The organism is Arthrobacter sp. B0490, assembly GCF_002929355.1.
Classification (GTDB): Bacteria; Actinomycetota; Actinomycetes; order Actinomycetales; family Micrococcaceae; genus Arthrobacter_D.
On record NZ_PJIR01000001.1, the window covers coordinates 80,323 to 95,654 of the forward strand.

Consider the following 15,332-nt stretch of genomic DNA (forward strand, 5'->3'; position numbering starts at 1 on the left):
GGTACCCAGTCGGGCGGGCAGGCGTCGTCCGTGGCGCGGCCGGCGGGAGCCGCGATACTGGTGTCATGACGACACACCCGCAGATCCCCGCCCCGACGAGCACGGCGCCGTGGACGAGGACGGCGCGCGGGGCGAACCTGCTCGGGAGCGACGGCCGGCTCGGGATCACCATCTTCGAGGAGGTGACGGCCCTCGCCCAGCAGCACGCGGCGATCAATCTCGGCCAGGGCTTCCCGGACGAGGACGGCCCGCGGGAGATCCTCGACGCCGCCCGCGCCGCCATCGCGGACGGCGCCAACCAGTACGCTCCCGGTCAGGGACTCGCCGTCCTGCGCCACGCCATCGCGGCCCACCAGGAGCGGTTCTACGGTCTGGCCGTGGATCCGCACACCGAGGTGATCGTCAGCACGGGCGCCACGGAGTCGATCGCCGCCGCCATCCTCGCGTTCGCCGGCCCCGGGGACGAGGTCCTGACCTTCGAGCCGTTCTACGACTCGTACGGCGCCGTGATCGGTCTGTCGGGGGCGACCCACACCACCGCCCCGCTCCGCGCCCCCCACTTCCAGCCGGAGGCCGCGGACCTCGAGGCGGCCTTCAGCGAGCGCACGAGGATCGTCGTCGTCAACAATCCCCACAACCCGACGGGCAGCGTCCTCGGCCGGCCGGCCCTCGAGCTCATCGTCCGGCTGGCGGAGCGCTTCGGCGCGATCATCGTGACGGACGAGGTGTACGAGCACCTGACCTTCGGGGTCCGGCACCTTCCCGTCGCCACCCTCCCGGGGGCCGCGGGACGCACCCTGACGATCTCCTCCGCGGGCAAGACCTTCTCCGTGACCGGCTGGAAGGTGGGGTGGCTCAGCGGCCCGGCGGACCTGGTGGCCCAGGTGCGCACGGTCAAGACCTTCCTGACGTACACCTCGGGCACACCCTTCCAGGGCGCCGTCACCCTGGGGCTCGGGCTGCCGGACGCATTCTTCTCCTCCGCCGCGGCCACCCTCGGGAAGAAGCGGGACCTCCTGGGCGAGGGTCTCCGCGCGGCCGGCTTCGACGTCTTCGAACCCGAGGGCACGTTCTTCACCATGGTCGACGCCGCTCCGCTGGGGATCGACGACGCGACAGACCTCGCGCGGCGACTGCCGGAGCTGATCGGCGTCGCCGCGATCCCCGTCGCCATGTTCTGCCACGAGGAAGGCGCGGAGCGCACGCGCTCGATGCTGCGCTTCGCATTCTGCAAAAAGTTCGACGTCATCGAGGAGGGCGCCCGGCGGCTCGGCACCCTGCGGGGGCGGCTGTGACCACCGCGCCGGACCCGGTGTCCGGAGCGGCCCCCGGGAACGAGGACGACGCCGAGGTCCCCACCCGCTGGCTGCCCGGGACCGGCGCGTACGCGGAGATCGACGAGGACGCCCATATCAAAGGGGCCCTGATCCTCAGCATCGGGGGCGCCCAGCAGTCCCACGTGGACCTGCGCCACCCCGAGCGTGTCTTCTACGAGTACCTGCAGCGCATCGCCCACGTGATCGACCTCGTCGGGGAGCCCGGCGCTCCCCTGCGGGTCCTGCATCTCGGCGCCGGGGCGCTGACCCTCGTGCGCTACGTCCAGGCCACGCGCCCCGGCTCGCCGCAGACCGCCGTCGACCTCGAGCGGAACCTGATCGACTTCGTCCTCGACGCGATGCCGCTACCGGACGGGACCTCCTGCGACATCGTCATCGGGGACGCGGCCGACGCCGTCCTGGAGCAGCCGGACGCCGCCTTCGACGTCGTCGTGCTCGACATCTTCGCCGGGGCCGACGCGCCCGTCCACCTCACCTCCCCCGACTTCGCCGCGCACCTCCTGCGGGTCTGCGCCGAGGACGGGGTGGTCCTGGTGAACGTCGGGGACGATCCGCCGCTCGCCTTCGCCCGAGCGCAGAGCAGACAACTCGCAGCGCTGGCCGCTGCGACCGCAGTGCTCACCGAGGCCGGGATGGTGGGCGGCTCACAGGCCGGGAACGTCGTCATCGCAGCGCGCCGCGTGCCCTGGCCGGGGACCTGGACCCGGGCGCTCCTGACTGCCGGGCCCCACCCGGCCGCCGTCCTCGCCGGCCCGGACCTCGCAGCCTTCCACGGGCCCGCGCCCCGATAGCGGGCGGGAGTCGCCGGATGCGCCGCCGCCGGCCCATCCGGGAGGACGACGCACGCGAAGTACGTGCACGCAGCCGGTCACCGGCGCGGCGGTACTCTGTGAGAGCAGCCCGTCGAGCCGGCGGGCTGCGAAGGCTGCGGGACACGACACGAAGGAGGCACAGGATGGCGACCGCCCTCCCCTGTCTCCGGTCCGTGGTCCTCGCCTCGCTGATCCTCTCGGTCTCGTCCGCGTCCCACGTCCTCGCCGCGGGGCACCTCCCCGCCCCGGGCGTCCTGCTCCTGATCGGTGTCCTGGTCCTGATCCCGCTGAGGCTGCTGACCCGGCATCCGCTCTCGTTCCGCTCAGGCCTCCTGGCGATGGGCGCGGGGCAGTTCCTGCTGCACACGGTGTTCGGGATGACGGCCGTTCCCGCCGTGTGCCGGAGCTCCTCGGCGATGCCCGGGCATCACGCCGCGTTCGAGCTCGCCTGCTCGCCGGCGGTCGAGGAGTCGATGGGCGGGGTGTCCGCCGGTCCGGCCATGCTCCTGCTGCACGCGGTGGCATCGATCCTCCTGGCGGTCGCGGTGTCCCGGAGCGAGCAGGCGCTCGCCCTCCTCCGCGCCTGGCTGCGGCCGCTTCTCACCCTCCCGGCCGTCGCCCTCCCCGCTCCTGCCCGCCGCCCGTCGGTACTGGGCGGGCCCCCGCCGGTCGCGCCGCTGCCCGTGCACGCCTCCGTGCCGAGCCTGCGCGGGCCGCCGATGGCCGCGCTGCCCGCCTGACCCGGACCCCGAAGGGACCCGGGGCATCGGCGGCGCTTCCCCCGACGACCCCACGCATCCCTGCTGCTCCGACACCTCCCGCTAGCGCGGCCCGGAGCGCACCCCCCGAAAGGCAGTCCCATGACCAACCCCTCCAGGCGTACCCTCACCACGAGCGCCGTCGCCCTGACCACCGCCGGGCTCATGGCTCTCGGCCTCGGTGCCGCCAGCGCCCACGTCACGGTCGCCCCCGCCTCCACCACGGAGAACGGGTACTCGCAGCTGACGTTCAGCGTGCCCAACGAGTCCGAGAGCGCCGGCACGAACAAGGTCGAGGTCCAGCTCCCGACCGAGCAGCCGTTCACCTCCGTCCGGGTCAAGCCGGTCGAGGGCTGGACAGCCGAAGTGGTGACCGGCGCGCTGCCCGAGCCCGTCACCACGGACGACGGCGCGACCCTCACCGAGGCGCCGCTGTCCGTCGTCTGGACCGCGGAGGCCGGCGCCGAGATCTCGCAGCAGGAGTACCAGACGTTCTCGATCTCCGTCGGCCGCCTGCCCGAGGCCGGGTCCACCGTGCTGCTCCCCGCCACGCAGTCCTACACCGACGGCGACGTCGTCGCGTGGGACCAGGAGGCCGTCGAGGGCGCCGAGGAGCCGGACAAGCCGGCACCGTCCTTCGTGACGACCGCCTCGGCCGAGGGCGAGGACGCGCACGGTGGCACGCACACGGCCGCCGAGACCGCGGAGGCGATCGACGCCGAGCAGGCGGCCTCCAGCACCGACAGTTCCGACGCGGGCTCGCCCTCGCCCGTCGCGTGGGCCGGACTCGTCGCCGGCCTGCTCGGGCTCGCCGCAGGCGTGGCGGCCCTCGCCAGGACGCGCCGCACGGCATAGCACCCATAGGGGTGCGGTGCAGGCCCGCGGGCCTGCACCGCACCCCGGGGCGGGCGCGAGCAGGTCAGGGGATCGCCGGCTCCAGGAACCAGAGGCGCGTCTCCCCGTACTTCTTGTCCGAGAACCGCTCGAGCCAGGCGGGCCAGGCGGGCTCCGGTGACCGCGCCGAGCGCTCGACGACGACGACCGCCCCCTCGGACAGCCTCGACTCGAGCGCCGCCAGCACGGCGAGCACGCCGTCCTCCCGCACGGTGTAGGGCGGATCCATGAGGACCAGGTCCCACATCACGTCCGGGGCGACACGCTCCAGGTAGGTCTCGACCCTGGTGCGGTGTACGCGCACCGCGGTCCACCCCAGTACGCGGTTCACGAGGTCGGCGTTGCGCTGGGCGACCGCTGCTGCCCGGTCGACCGATTCCACGAGGTCCACCGAGGCGGCGCCGCGGCTCGCGCTCTCGACACCAAGCGACCCGGAGCCCGCGTAGAGGTCGAGCACATGCGCACCCTGCACCACGTTGTAGGACTCGAGGCTCGAGAAGAGGGCCTCCTTCACGCGGTCGGTCGTGGGACGGGTGCCGTTCCCCTCGACGCTGGTGAGGGTCGAGCCGCCCGCGGCTCCGGCGATGATGCGCGTCATGCTCTCGACTCTATCGCCCGGCCGATGCCGCTCCGACCGCCCTCCTACAGCGGGTAGATGCTTGCGTCCTCGTGCCGGAAGCCCACGAACACCCGCATGCCCGGCGTGATGCCGAGAGCGACCACGTCGGCCGGGGACATATCGGCGGCCAGTCCCGCGGCGTGGACGCGGACGAGGTCGCCGCGGTGCTCGACGTCGTCGACCTCGGTCTCGATGCGGCTGGTGCCGGGTGGGGCCTCGGCGCTCCGCGACACGGTCACGCTGCCGGGACGCACCGTGAGGGCGAGCCGGCGGTCCGTCGGGAGCGGCCCCGCGGACGGCACCCGCAGCCCGTTGTCCGCAGCGAATCCCGCCCCCGGGCCTGCAGTCGATCCGGCCCGGGAGTCCGCCGGGCGTTCCGCCGTCGTCGCACGTCCGAGGACGAGGTTGAGGCCCGCGAGCCGGGCACCGAACGCGGTGACGGGCCGTGTGAGGACGTCGGCGGTGGCGCCGGACTCGACGATCCTCCCGCCATCGAGGATGAGGACGCGGTCGGCCAGCAGGAAGGCGTCGAGCGGGTCGTGGGTCACGATGACGGCCGAGCGCTCGACCAGCACGTCCCGGAGGAGCGCGCGGACAGACGGGGCGACGGCGACGTCGAGGGCCGCGAGCGGTTCGTCGAGCAGGAGCAGCGCAGGGTCGGCCGCAAGTGCGCGGGCGATGGCGACGCGCTGGGCCTGGCCGCCCGACAGCTCGGCGGGCCTACGGCGTGCGAGCTCCTCGACGCCGACGCGCCCGAGCCACTGCAGGGCCCTGCTCCGCGCCGCAGCCCGGTGCTCGCCCCGGCTCCGCGGCCCGAAGGCGACGTTCTCCAGGGCCGTGAGATGGGGGAACAGCAGCGCCTCCTGGGCAAGCAGTGACACCCCGCGGCGCCGGGGCTCGGTGAGTACGCGCCGGCCGGCGCCGGCGTCGAAGAGGATGGAACCGTCCAGTTCCGCCCTGCCGGAGGTGGGGGCGAGCAGCCCCGCGATGAGGTTGAGCAGCGTGGACTTCCCGGCCCCGTTGGGTCCGAGCACGGCGAGCGTCTCCCCGGGAGCGAGCTCGAACGAGACGTCAAACCCCCGTTCGGTGAGGGCGGCCGCGAAGGTGAGGCCCATCAGCGGAGCCCTCCGGTGCGGGCCGGGCCGGGCGCAGGTGCTCCGCCGGCGAGGGGCCGCACGCGGTGGGCGACGCCCACGACGGCGACCGCCACGACGACGAGGATGAGCGACAGCGCGACGGCCGCGTCAGGGTCGGTCTCCCGCTGCAGGTAGACCTCGAGCGGGAGGGTCCTCGTGGTGCCTTCGAGGCTCCCCGCGAAGGTGAGCGTCGCTCCGAACTCGCCCAGCGCGCGGGCGAAGGAGAGGACGGCGCCGGAGACGAGGGCGGGCAGGACCAGGGGCAGGGTGATGCGCCGCAGCACCGTCCAGCGACCGGCGCCGAGGGTCGCGCCGACGGCCTCGTACCGGGTCCCGACGGACCTCAGCGCGCCCTCGAGGCTGAGGACGAGGAACGGCAGGGCGACGAAGGCCTGCGACATCACGACCGCTGCCGTCGAGAAGGCGATGTCGATGCCCGCGGCGCTGAGGGTACTCCCGAGCAGGCCGCGCCGCCCGAAGGTGTACAGCAGGGCGATGCCGCCGACCACCGGCGGGAGGACCAGCGGGAGCAGCACGAGCGACCGCACGAGCCGTTGCCCGCGGAACGCCGTCCGGGCCAGGACCAGGGCCATGGGGACACCGAACAGAACGCACAGCGCCGTCGCCGAGAGCGAGGTCCGCAGGCTGAGCAGCAGGGCCGCCCGGGCGCTGTCCGAGGTGACGAGGGGGACGAAGCGCGGCCAGTCGACACGCAGGGCCAGGGCCACCACGGGCAGCACCACGAACAGCCCGCCCGCGACCGCGAGAGCCACCACCCAGCGCGGGAGCACCCCGGCGTTCATCGGCGTCCCGGCTCGGCGCCCGCGGCACGCGGGCCGCCTCCACGGTGACGGAACGGGTCAGGGCGCACCGAAACCCGCTGCCCGGAGCACGGCCTGCCCCTCCGTGCCCGTCACGAAGTCGACGAAGGCCTCGGCGGTCGCGGCATCGGCGCTGTCGGGGAGAGCGGCGATGGGGTAGGTGTTGACCACCCCGGCGGCCTCGGGGACGTCGATGCCGCGCACCGTGCCCGCCGCCGCCCGCACGTCCGTCCGGTAGACCAGCCCGGCGTCCGCCTCGCCCGAGGTGACCTTGCCGAGCACGTCGGCGACCGAGGACTCCTCACTGACCGGTTCCAGGTCCACCCCGGCCGCCTGCTCGACCGCCGCGGCGGCCGCCCCGCACGGGACCTGTCCGGCGCACACGACCGTCTTCACGCCGGGCGCCGCCGCGTCGGGGAGCGAGGTGATCCCGGCGGGGTTGTCCGGGGGGACCGCGAGCTGGAGCGTGTTGGTGGCGAAGTCGACCGGATCCCCCGTGAGCATGCCCGCGTCCCGGACCTTGCCCATGTTCTCCGCGTCCGCGGTGGCCAGGACGTCCGCGGGGGCACCCTCGATGATCTGGATGGCGAGATCCGACGAGCCCGCGAAGTTCAGGGCGACCTCGGCGTCGGGATGGGCCTCCTCGAACCGGGCGGCGAGATCCGTGAAGGACGCCGTGAGGGACGCTGCTGCGAAGACGGTGATGCTGCCGCCGATCGCCTCCCCGGCAGCACCGCCGACGGCGCCGTCTCCGGCGTCCGGCCCGCCGGCCCCGCACGCGCCGGCCAGGAACACGACGGCGGTGGCGAGCGCGAGGGCGGATCCCTGGTTCGACGGCACGGTCAGCCCTTCCCCGCCGGGGTCTCGATGATGACGGTGGTGGCCTTGACGACGGCGATCGCGACGGAGCCCTTCTCGAGGCCGAGGTCGCGGACGGCCTCGCTGCTCATGAGGGACACGATGCGGTGGGGACCGCACTGGAGCTCCACCTGCGCCATGACGGTGTCGACGATGATGTCCGTCACGATGCCCACGAACCGGTTGCGTGCGGACCGGCCGATGTCGGACGGATCGCCGGGCAGGACCGCGTTGCGCCGCGCGAGCTGCGCGAGCTCGAGGGCCTCGACGACGGCCTTCCCCGAGGCGTCACGGGTACTTGCGAGGACGCCGGCGTCGATCCACCGGCGGACGGTGTCATCGCTGACGGCGAGGAAACGCGCTGCATCGCCGATCCGTATCTGCGTCATGAACAGGATGTTATCTCCTCGGACGCGGAAGCGCAGGATCACCCCTTCTCGAGGAAGGCTTCCTTCTCGGGGTTGAGGTAGAGCTCGATGGCGAGCGCGAGCCCCGGGTACTCGGAGAGGTCCGGGTCGCCCGGGACGATGTCCTGCGCGTCGGCGCGTGCCTTCTCGATGACCTTGCCGTGCTGGGTGATCTTGAGGAAGCGCAGCGCCGAGCGGCCGCCGGACTGCGAGGCGCCGAGGATGTTCCCCTCGCGCCGGAGCTCGAGGTCCTTCTGGGACAGCTCGAACCCGTCCGTCGTGGCGGCGACGGCGGACAGCCGCTCGCGGCTCGGGTGCTCTGGCTCGAGCTTCGTCACGAGGAGGCAGGTCCCGGCGTGCCCGCCACGGCCGATGCGCCCGCGCAGCTGGTGGAGCTGGGAGATGCCGAAGCGGTCGGCGTCCATGATGACCATGAGCGTGGCGTTGGGGACGTCGACGCCCACCTCGATGACGGTCGTCGCGATCAGCAGCTGCACGCTGCCGTCGGCGAAGCGCGCCATGACCTCCGCCTTGTCGAGGGCGTCCATCCGCCCGTGCAGCATGCCGCTGGTCACTCCCTCGAGCTGCGGGACGGCCCCGAGCGACTCGAAGAGGCCCACGACGCTCGTCAGCTCCTGCTGTCCCCCGGCCTTCCGGTCCGCCGTCGGCTCACCGTAGAGCGCCTCCGGCGCGTCCTCCTCGGCCTTGCCGTCGTCGCCGATCTTGGGGCACACGACGTACACCTGCCGGCCGGCGTCGATCTCCTCGCGCGCCCGCGACCAGATCCGGTTGATCCACGCGGGGTGCTCGGTGAGGCCCACCTCGTGGGTGGCGATCGGCGACCGCCCGGCGGGCAGTTCGGACAGCGTCGAGGTCTCGAGGTCCCCGAACACGGTCATGGCGACCGTGCGCGGGATCGGCGTGGCCGTCATGACGAGGACGTGCGGAGAGGTGCGGGCCTTGGTGCGCAGGGAGTCGCGCTGCTCCACGCCGAAGCGGTGCTGCTCGTCGACGACGATCAGGCCGAGGTCGAAGAACTCCACGTTGTCGGACAGGAGGGCGTGGGTGCCGATGACGATGCCCGCGTCACCCGACGCCGCGTCGAGCAGCGACTTCTTGCGCTGCGCGGTCGACATGGAGCCGGTCAGCAGTACCACGCGCGTGCCGTCCAGGGCTCCGCCGAGCATCCCCCCCTCGGCCAGCGGACCGAGCGTCCGGGTGATCGACTGCAGGTGCTGGGCGGCGAGCACCTCGGTGGGTGCGAGCAGCGCGGCCTGGCCGCCGGCGTCGATGACCTGCAGCATGGCGCGCAGCGCCACCAGGGTCTTGCCCGAGCCGACCTCTCCCTGCAGCAGGCGGTTCATGGGGTGGTCCCGTGCGAGATCGTCGGCGAGCGTCCGCCCGACGTCGAGCTGTCCCTGCGTGAGCGTGAAAGGCAGCCGCGCGTCGAACTGGGCGAGGAGGCCGCCGTCGCGCGGAGGGCGCGCGGTCGCCTCCTCCCGGGCGGCGAGGGCACGACGGCGGGCGAGGGCCGCCTGCAGCACGAACGCCTCCTGGTAGCGCAGGCGGTGCTGCGCCCGGTACGCGTCCTCGACCTGCTGGGGCCGGTGCACGAGTTCGTAGGCGGTGGCGAGGCTCATGAGCTTGTCGCGCCGGACGATCGAGGCCGGTACCGGGTCGTCGAGGTCGGAGAGCTGCAGGGTGTCGAGGACGATGGCGACCGCCTTCGCGATCTTGTCGCTGTCGAGCTTCTCGACCGCCGGGTAGACCGGGATGGGCCGGTTCACGTCGTCGGGGTCGTCACCCTCGTCGAGCAGGGCGTAGCGCGGGTTCGTCAGCGACAGCTTCCCGCGGTACACGGTCACCTTGCCGGAGAACATCGCACGCACGCCGGGCCTGAGCTCCCGTGCCGCCCCGAAGCCGTTGAAGTAGGTCAGGTTCATCCCGCCGAGGCCGCCGTCGGCGTCGTCGGTGATGGTGACCTCGAGCAGCATCCCCTTGCGCGTGTGCATCTTGCGGGAGTTCGCCGAATGCACGCGGGCGATCAGCGTGACCTCCTCGTCCACGGGGACGTCGGCGATGGGCGTCAGCTCCCCCCGCTTGAGGTAGGTGCGCGGGAAATGGTTGAGCAGCTCGCCGACCGTGGTGATCCCGAAGTACTTGGCGAGGTGCTTGGCCACCGGCCCGAGGCGCTTCTCGAGCGGTGCATCCAGCTCCGAGGCGGTGGCCCGCGCCGTGTCAGGAGTCACCGGCTCGCGTCTCCTACCGGCGGGGCGGCGAGCAGGGTCACCGTGATGTTGACGGGGTCTCCGGCCTCGTGGATGAGGGCGAGCGCGGGCGCCGCGTCCGGCACGTGCACGTGCACACGCCAGCGATAGCCCTCCTCGACCGCGGTGACGGCGCTCATGATGACCGAGTCGCCGATCTCGTCGAGGTGGAGGCGCAGGGTGGCGGCGTCGAGGGGGCTGAGGTTGATGGTGCACATGACCTCCACGCCCTCCGCGTCGCCGCCGTTGTGGATGTGCGGTGCCTGGATGTCGTACCCGTGGAGGCCGTCGATCAGCTCGTCCTGCAGCTCCTCGCCGAGCGCGGCGGCCCTCAGCGCGTCGAGGATCAGGAGGAAGCCCACGCCGCCGGCGTCGACCACCTTCGCCTCCGTGAGCGGGCCGAGCTGGCTCTCGGTCCGGATGACGGCCCGCAGGGACTGCTGCACGGACGCCCGCAGCGTGAGGGCGAGCGCGGAGTTGCTGTCGTCCCCCGCGTGGCCGGAGGCGGCTTCGGCCGCGCCGCGTGCGCTGGCTTCGAGGACGGACAGCATGGTGCCGGGGACGGGATCGCTCAGGGCGGACCAGCTGCGGATCTGGGCCCGGTGGAGCGCCGCTGCGAGGAGCGTGCTGGTGAGGCGCGTGACGCCGTGCAGCGGCTCGGCGAACGCCGCCAGGAAGACGGCGAAGAGCGTTCCCGAGTTGCCCCGCGCGTCCTCCATGGCGGCGCGGCCCGCGATGCTGAGCAGTTCGCCCAGGTCCGATGTCTCGGCCTCGTGCGCTGCACGCGCGGCGGCCCGGGCCGTCTGGTAGAGGTTGGTGCCGGTGTCGCCGTCGGCTACGGGGAAGATGTTGATGGCGTTGAGGCGGTCGCTGTGGTTGCCGAGGGATTCTTCGGCCCTGCTCAGCCAACGCTTCATCGCAACAGCATTGGCGGTGATCTTAGTGTGCAAAGTGATCCCATCCCCTGAGGACTGTCGCCTGGGACGCCAGTGTCACCAACGGCCTGCCCGGCTTCACCGAGCCTACCGCAGCGAACCCGGGTGGGAGCAGGGCGTCGCGCGGGAAGCTCGCGAGCAGCCCGTGGTCCTCGCCGCCGCCGAGCACCCAGTCGAGCGGGTCGACGCCGAGCAGAGCGGCCGTGTCCTCCAATGGCACCGCATACCGCTGCAGCGCGGCGGGGTCGAGGTCGAGGTGCACGCCGCTCGCCGTCGCGATGCGGCCGGCATCCCGCACGAGTCCGTCCGAGATGTCGAGCATCGCGCTCGCGCCGGCGGCGGCGGCGGCGGGGCCCGCGGCCAGCGGCGGACGGGGACGCAGCTGGGCGCTCACGAGGTCCTCCCCCGACGCGCCGAAATCCTCGAGCGGACGGCCGTCCTCGAGGATGGCCAGGCCCGCCGCGGCCCGGCCGAGGGTCCCCGCGACGGCCAGGACGTGCCCCGGTGCCGCGCCGGACCGGAGGACGGGAGCCCGCCCGTCCAGGGTCCCGGTGGCGGCGGCGGTCACGACGATCTGCGCCCCGCCTCCCAGGTCCCCGCCGACCACGGAGCAGCCGCCGGCGCCGAGCCCTCGGATCGCGGAGGCCAGCCCCCGCGCGCAGTCCTCGACCCAGGCGACCGGCGTGTGCGGGGGCAGGGTCAGGCTCACGACCAGCGACGTCGCCGTGCCGCCCATCGCGTTGATGTCGCTGAGATTCTGGGCCGCGGACTTCCAGCCCACGTCGTAGCCGGTGGTCCGGAAGCCGTTCGCGCGGACGAGCCGGAAGTCGTGGTCCTCCACGAGGGTGTCCAGCGAGATCACGACGGAGCCACCCGGCGCCGCGAGCACGGCGGCGTCGTCCCCGGGGCCGACGAGCGCACCCGCCGCGTCGCCGAGCAGCGGGAAGATCCGCGCGAGGAGTTCCCCCTCCGTCATCCCGTCGACGGTCGGTCCCGCCGGTTCCGCCGGTTCCACGGATGCCGTCCGCTCCGCTGATTCGCTCATTCGCCTACCGTAGGGTGCGGTACCGACAAAGCGGGGCCCGGCACCGGATCACGCCGGCAGCGCGGCGACGTACTCGGCGAGGCGCTCCGCCGCAGGCGCAGGCGCGAAACCGGCGGCCCTGAGCTTCCCGAGGTCGAGCGTGCTCTGCAGGGGTCGCGGCGCGGCCTCCTTGCCCGCGAAGTACTCGGCCGTGCTGACGCCCGTGACGTCCGCCCGGTCCCTGCCGCACAGTGCGTAGACCTCCGCCGCGATGTCGGCCCAGCTCTGCGCCTCGCCGTCGTTCGTCACGTTGTACGTGCCGTGCGGGGCCGCCGTCCCGAGCAGGTGCAGGATGGCGGCGGCGATGTCCCCGGTGAAGGTGAGGCGGCCCACCTGGTCGTCCACGACGCTCGGGGAGATGCCGCGGCCCGCGAGGCTCGCCATGGTCCGCACGAAGTTGTTGCCCTCGCCGATCACCCAGCTGGTGCGCAGGATGTAGTGGCGCGGCACCGTGGCCACGATGGCGTCGCCCGCCGCCTTGGTCTGCCCGTACACGCCGAGCGGGCTGAACGGCTCGTCCTCCCCGTGCACGGCGTTCGATCCGTCGAAGACGTAGTCGCTGGAGATGTGCACGAGGGTCAGGCGGTGCGCTGTCGCCACCCGGGCGAGGGCTGCGACGCCGGTGACGTTGACGGCCCACGCGGCGGCGCGGCCCTCCGGCGTCTCCGCGGCGTCGACCGCGGTGTACGCCGCGGCGTTGATCACCGTGTCGTACGCCGACCACGGCCGGGCGCCGTCGAGGTCCCCGGCGAGGAGGTCGAGGTCGGCGCGCGACGCGAACTCGACGGAGGAGCGGCCGGCGAGGGCGCTGCGCAGGGCCCTGCCGAGCTGGCCGTCGGCACCGACGACGAGCGTGCGGCGCGGCGCGAGCGGCGTGACGTCCGCGAGGCGCGGATGGTTGCGGTCCTTCTCGGACAGCTCGGCGTCGGCCAGCGGGATGGGCCAGGCGATGGCGGCGGCCTCGTCGGCGAGGTTGAGGAAGACGTACTGGCCCTGCGCGTCGGCGGACCAGTGGTCGTTGACGAGGTAGGTGTAGGCGGTCCCGTCCTCGAGGGTCTGGAAGGCGTTGCCGACGCCGCGCGGGATGAAGATCGCCGTCGACGGATCGAGTTCCGCGGTGAACACCGCGCCGAAGGAGGGCCCTTCGCGGAGGTCCACCCACGCGCCGAAGACCCGTCCCGTGGCCACGGAGATGAACTTGTCCCACGGCTCGGCGTGGATGCCGCGCGTGGTGCCTGCGGTCTCGTTGAAGGAGATGTTGTTCTGCACGGGACCGAAGTCGTCCAGTCCGGCCGCGGTCATCTTGGCGCGCTGCCAGTTCTCCTTGAACCAGCCGCGGTTGTCACCGTGGACGGGAAGGTCGAACAGCACGACGCCGGGGATCGGCGTCTCGCGGGCGGCGAGGGGCTTCGAGAAGGCGGGGCCCATGCTCCTACTGCCCCAGCTCGGTGTACTTGGACTCGGTGACGGCCTTCTGCGGGCGCCACCAGGCCTCGTTGGCGCGGTACCAGGCGATGGTGTCGCGCAGACCCTGCTCGAAGTGGTGGAACTCGGGGGTCCAGCCGAGCTCCGTGCGCAGCTTCGTGGAGTCGATGGCGTAGCGGAGGTCGTGTCCGGCGCGGTCGATCACGTGGTCGTAGGCGTCGGCGGGCCGGCCCATCTCGCCGAGGATGAGTTCCACGACGTCCTTGTTGTTCCGCTCGCCGTCGGCGCCGACCAGGTAGGTCTGCCCGATCTCGCCCTTCTCGAGGATCGTCCACACCGCGGAGGAGTGGTCGTTGGCGTGGATCCAGTCGCGCACGTTGAGGCCTTCGCCGTAGAGCTTCGGGCGGACGCCGTCGATCACGTTGGTGATCTGGCGCGGGATGAACTTCTCGACGTGCTGGTAGGGCCCGTAGTTGTTGGAGCAGTTGCTGATGGTGGCCCGGACGCCGAAGGAGCGCACCCAGGCGCGCACGAGGAGGTCCGAGCCCGCCTTCGTGGACGAGTAGGGGCTCGACGGGTTGTAGGGCGTGTTCTCGGTGAAGCGCTCGGGGTCGTCGAGCTCGAGGTCGCCGTACACCTCGTCGGTGCTGATGTGGTGGAAGCGCGTCCCGTACCTCCGCGCGGCCTCGAGCAGGGTGTAGGTGCCGATGATGTTGGTGTCGAGGAACGGACGCGGATCGTGCAGGGAGTTGTCGTTGTGCGACTCGGCGGCGAAGTGCACGACGGCGTCCGCCCGCCGGGTCAGCGGGTCGACGACGGCGGCGTCGGCGATGTCACCGACCACCAGTTCGACACGGCTGCTCGGCAGCCCCTCGAGCGAGGCGTGGTTGCCGGCGTACGTCATCTTGTCGAGCACGGTGACGGAGGCGTCCGTGTGCTGCATCAGATAGTGCACGAAATTGGATCCGATAAAGCCGGCGCCGCCGGTGACCAGGAGATTCTTCACGTCCTGCACTTTACCGGCAGGGCCCGGCATCGCCCGGTTCCGCCGGCGGGCGGCCTGTCGCGCGGCCCCTCCCGCAGCGGCGTCGGGGGCCGGCGGCGGGTCAGGGCTGGTGGCGCCCCCGCCGTCGTGCGGCGAGGACGGCGACGACGACGAGCGCGGCCGCCAGGAGGCCGGCGCCGATCCAGGCGACCGGAGCGAGGGAGGACGCGCGCTCCTCCTCGGCAGCCACCGGGGCGCTCGTGGCGGAGGGCGTCGCCGATCGGCTGGCACGCGGTGTCGCCGTTGCGCTGGGGGTAGCCGGGGGTGCGACCGGCGCCGCGGCGGGTACCTCCGGGGGGACGGTTGCGGACGGCGCCGGGGCCGGCGCTCCTGCGGTGGCCCCGGGCGTGGAGGTGGGCGCGGGGGTGGGCGCGGGGGTGGGCGTGGCCGTGGCCGTCGGGACCGGAGCGGACGTCGTGCCTCCGGTGCCGGGGGCCGGGCTCTCACCGGCGCTGTCCAGCACCTCCCCGGCGGCGGCGTCGTACCGGAGGTTGGTGTAGATGAGGGTGTCGGCGAAGAGGAGCTGCCCGGTGCCCGGTTCGATCAGGTACCCCGTGGCGGGGTGCACCAGGAAGCCGGTGCGGGCATTGATCGCGAAGCCGGTGGCAGGGTCGATGCCGGAGGTCGCTGTCGGGTCCGGTACGGCCGGCGCGGGCTCGACGAAGGTCCCCGTCGGCTGCGGCTGCTGCGGTACCACCGGCCCCTGCTCGGCGACGAGGGCGGGGGCCGGCTCGGTCCCGACCGCGTCCACCGCGAGCGCGGGCATCGGCGCGGCGAGCACCGCTCCGGCGAGGAGGACGGCCGCCGCCCCGGAGAGGGTCCTGGTGCTGGTGGTCGTCGGCAGGGTGCGGCGGTGGGGCGCGGTCATTCGTCCTCGGCTCGGGCTCTCGCACCGGCGCATGCGTCGCCGGGTGCGGGTGGGGGGACCGGCAGC

At 73.1% G+C, this 15,332-nt stretch carries 15 protein-coding genes; 4 read left to right on the plus strand and 11 right to left on the minus strand.

The window, feature by feature from the left end; all coding sequences use genetic code 11:
* The first annotated feature begins 65 nt into the window (after positions 1 to 65).
* The 4 genes from CXQ97_RS00425 to CXQ97_RS00440 all read left to right on the plus strand — a co-directional run bounded on the left by CXQ97_RS00425 (position 66) and on the right by CXQ97_RS00440 (position 3,762).
* A complete protein-coding gene (locus CXQ97_RS00425; RefSeq protein WP_104178890.1) occupies positions 66 to 1,295 on the plus strand; it encodes an aminotransferase class I/II-fold pyridoxal phosphate-dependent enzyme in 1,230 nt (409 codons plus the stop codon).
* On the plus strand, positions 1,292 to 2,128 hold the full coding sequence (locus CXQ97_RS19705; RefSeq protein ID WP_258062105.1) for a spermidine synthase: 837 nt from the start codon (positions 1,292 to 1,294) through the stop codon (positions 2,126 to 2,128). Before CXQ97_RS00425 ends, CXQ97_RS19705 begins: the two co-directional genes overlap by 4 nt.
* Positions 2,129 to 2,292: 164 nt before the next feature.
* Complete coding sequence (locus tag CXQ97_RS00435; RefSeq protein ID WP_104178891.1) at positions 2,293 to 2,889, plus strand: hypothetical protein; 597 nt, start codon at positions 2,293 to 2,295, stop codon at positions 2,887 to 2,889.
* A 120-nt stretch (positions 2,890 to 3,009) separates the two neighbouring features.
* Positions 3,010 to 3,762 carry a YcnI family protein gene (locus tag CXQ97_RS00440; RefSeq protein WP_104178892.1) on the plus strand — a complete coding sequence of 251 codons (753 nt, stop codon included), beginning with the start codon at positions 3,010 to 3,012 and terminating at the stop codon, positions 3,760 to 3,762.
* Between the two features lie 64 nt (positions 3,763 to 3,826).
* On the opposite strand, the gene rsmD is transcribed toward CXQ97_RS00440, so the two are convergent.
* From rsmD to CXQ97_RS00495, 11 genes are all read right to left on the minus strand, one after another.
* A complete protein-coding gene (gene rsmD, locus CXQ97_RS00445) occupies positions 3,827 to 4,399 on the minus strand; it encodes a 16S rRNA (guanine(966)-N(2))-methyltransferase RsmD (protein ID WP_104178893.1) in 573 nt (190 codons plus the stop codon).
* Between the two features lie 44 nt (positions 4,400 to 4,443).
* Positions 4,444 to 5,535, minus strand: coding sequence for a sulfate/molybdate ABC transporter ATP-binding protein (locus CXQ97_RS00450; RefSeq protein ID WP_104178894.1), 1,092 nt, complete (start codon positions 5,533 to 5,535; stop codon positions 4,444 to 4,446).
* On the minus strand, positions 5,535 to 6,359 hold the full coding sequence (locus tag CXQ97_RS00455) for an ABC transporter permease (protein ID WP_104178895.1): 825 nt from the start codon (positions 6,357 to 6,359) through the stop codon (positions 5,535 to 5,537). Before CXQ97_RS00455 ends, CXQ97_RS00450 begins: the two co-directional genes overlap by 1 nt.
* A 57-nt stretch (positions 6,360 to 6,416) precedes the next feature.
* Positions 6,417 to 7,217 (minus strand): molybdate ABC transporter substrate-binding protein, encoded by an 801-nt coding sequence (modA, locus tag CXQ97_RS00460; RefSeq protein ID WP_258062106.1) that lies wholly within the window; start codon positions 7,215 to 7,217, stop codon positions 6,417 to 6,419.
* 2 nt (positions 7,218 to 7,219) lie between these two features.
* The gene (locus CXQ97_RS00465; RefSeq protein ID WP_104179328.1) at positions 7,220 to 7,624 is read right to left on the minus strand and encodes a molybdopterin-binding protein; all 405 of its coding nucleotides are present in this window, start codon (positions 7,622 to 7,624) and stop codon (positions 7,220 to 7,222) included.
* A gap of 38 nt (positions 7,625 to 7,662) precedes the next feature.
* Positions 7,663 to 9,891, minus strand: a complete 2,229-nt coding sequence (locus CXQ97_RS00470; RefSeq protein ID WP_104178896.1) for an ATP-dependent DNA helicase RecG — start codon at positions 9,889 to 9,891, stop codon at positions 7,663 to 7,665.
* Positions 9,888 to 10,826: a DAK2 domain-containing protein gene (locus CXQ97_RS00475; protein WP_104178897.1), complete on the minus strand. Its 939-nt coding sequence runs from the start codon at positions 10,824 to 10,826 to the stop codon at positions 9,888 to 9,890. Before CXQ97_RS00475 ends, CXQ97_RS00470 begins: the two co-directional genes overlap by 4 nt.
* 22 nt (positions 10,827 to 10,848) lie before the next feature.
* A complete protein-coding gene (gene thiL / locus CXQ97_RS00480; protein WP_104178898.1) occupies positions 10,849 to 11,889 on the minus strand; it encodes a thiamine-phosphate kinase in 1,041 nt (346 codons plus the stop codon).
* A gap of 48 nt (positions 11,890 to 11,937) precedes the next feature.
* Positions 11,938 to 13,356, minus strand: a complete 1,419-nt coding sequence (locus CXQ97_RS00485) for a bifunctional dTDP-4-dehydrorhamnose 3,5-epimerase family protein/NAD(P)-dependent oxidoreductase (RefSeq protein ID WP_104178899.1) — start codon at positions 13,354 to 13,356, stop codon at positions 11,938 to 11,940.
* A 4-nt stretch (positions 13,357 to 13,360) separates the two neighbouring features.
* A complete protein-coding gene (gene rfbB, locus CXQ97_RS00490; protein WP_104179329.1) occupies positions 13,361 to 14,359 on the minus strand; it encodes a dTDP-glucose 4,6-dehydratase in 999 nt (332 codons plus the stop codon).
* Positions 14,360 to 14,459: 100 nt separating this feature from the next.
* Positions 14,460 to 15,266 carry a hypothetical protein gene (locus CXQ97_RS00495; protein ID WP_104178900.1) on the minus strand — a complete coding sequence of 269 codons (807 nt, stop codon included), beginning with the start codon at positions 15,264 to 15,266 and terminating at the stop codon, positions 14,460 to 14,462.
* Between the last annotated feature and the right edge of the window lie 66 nt (positions 15,267 to 15,332).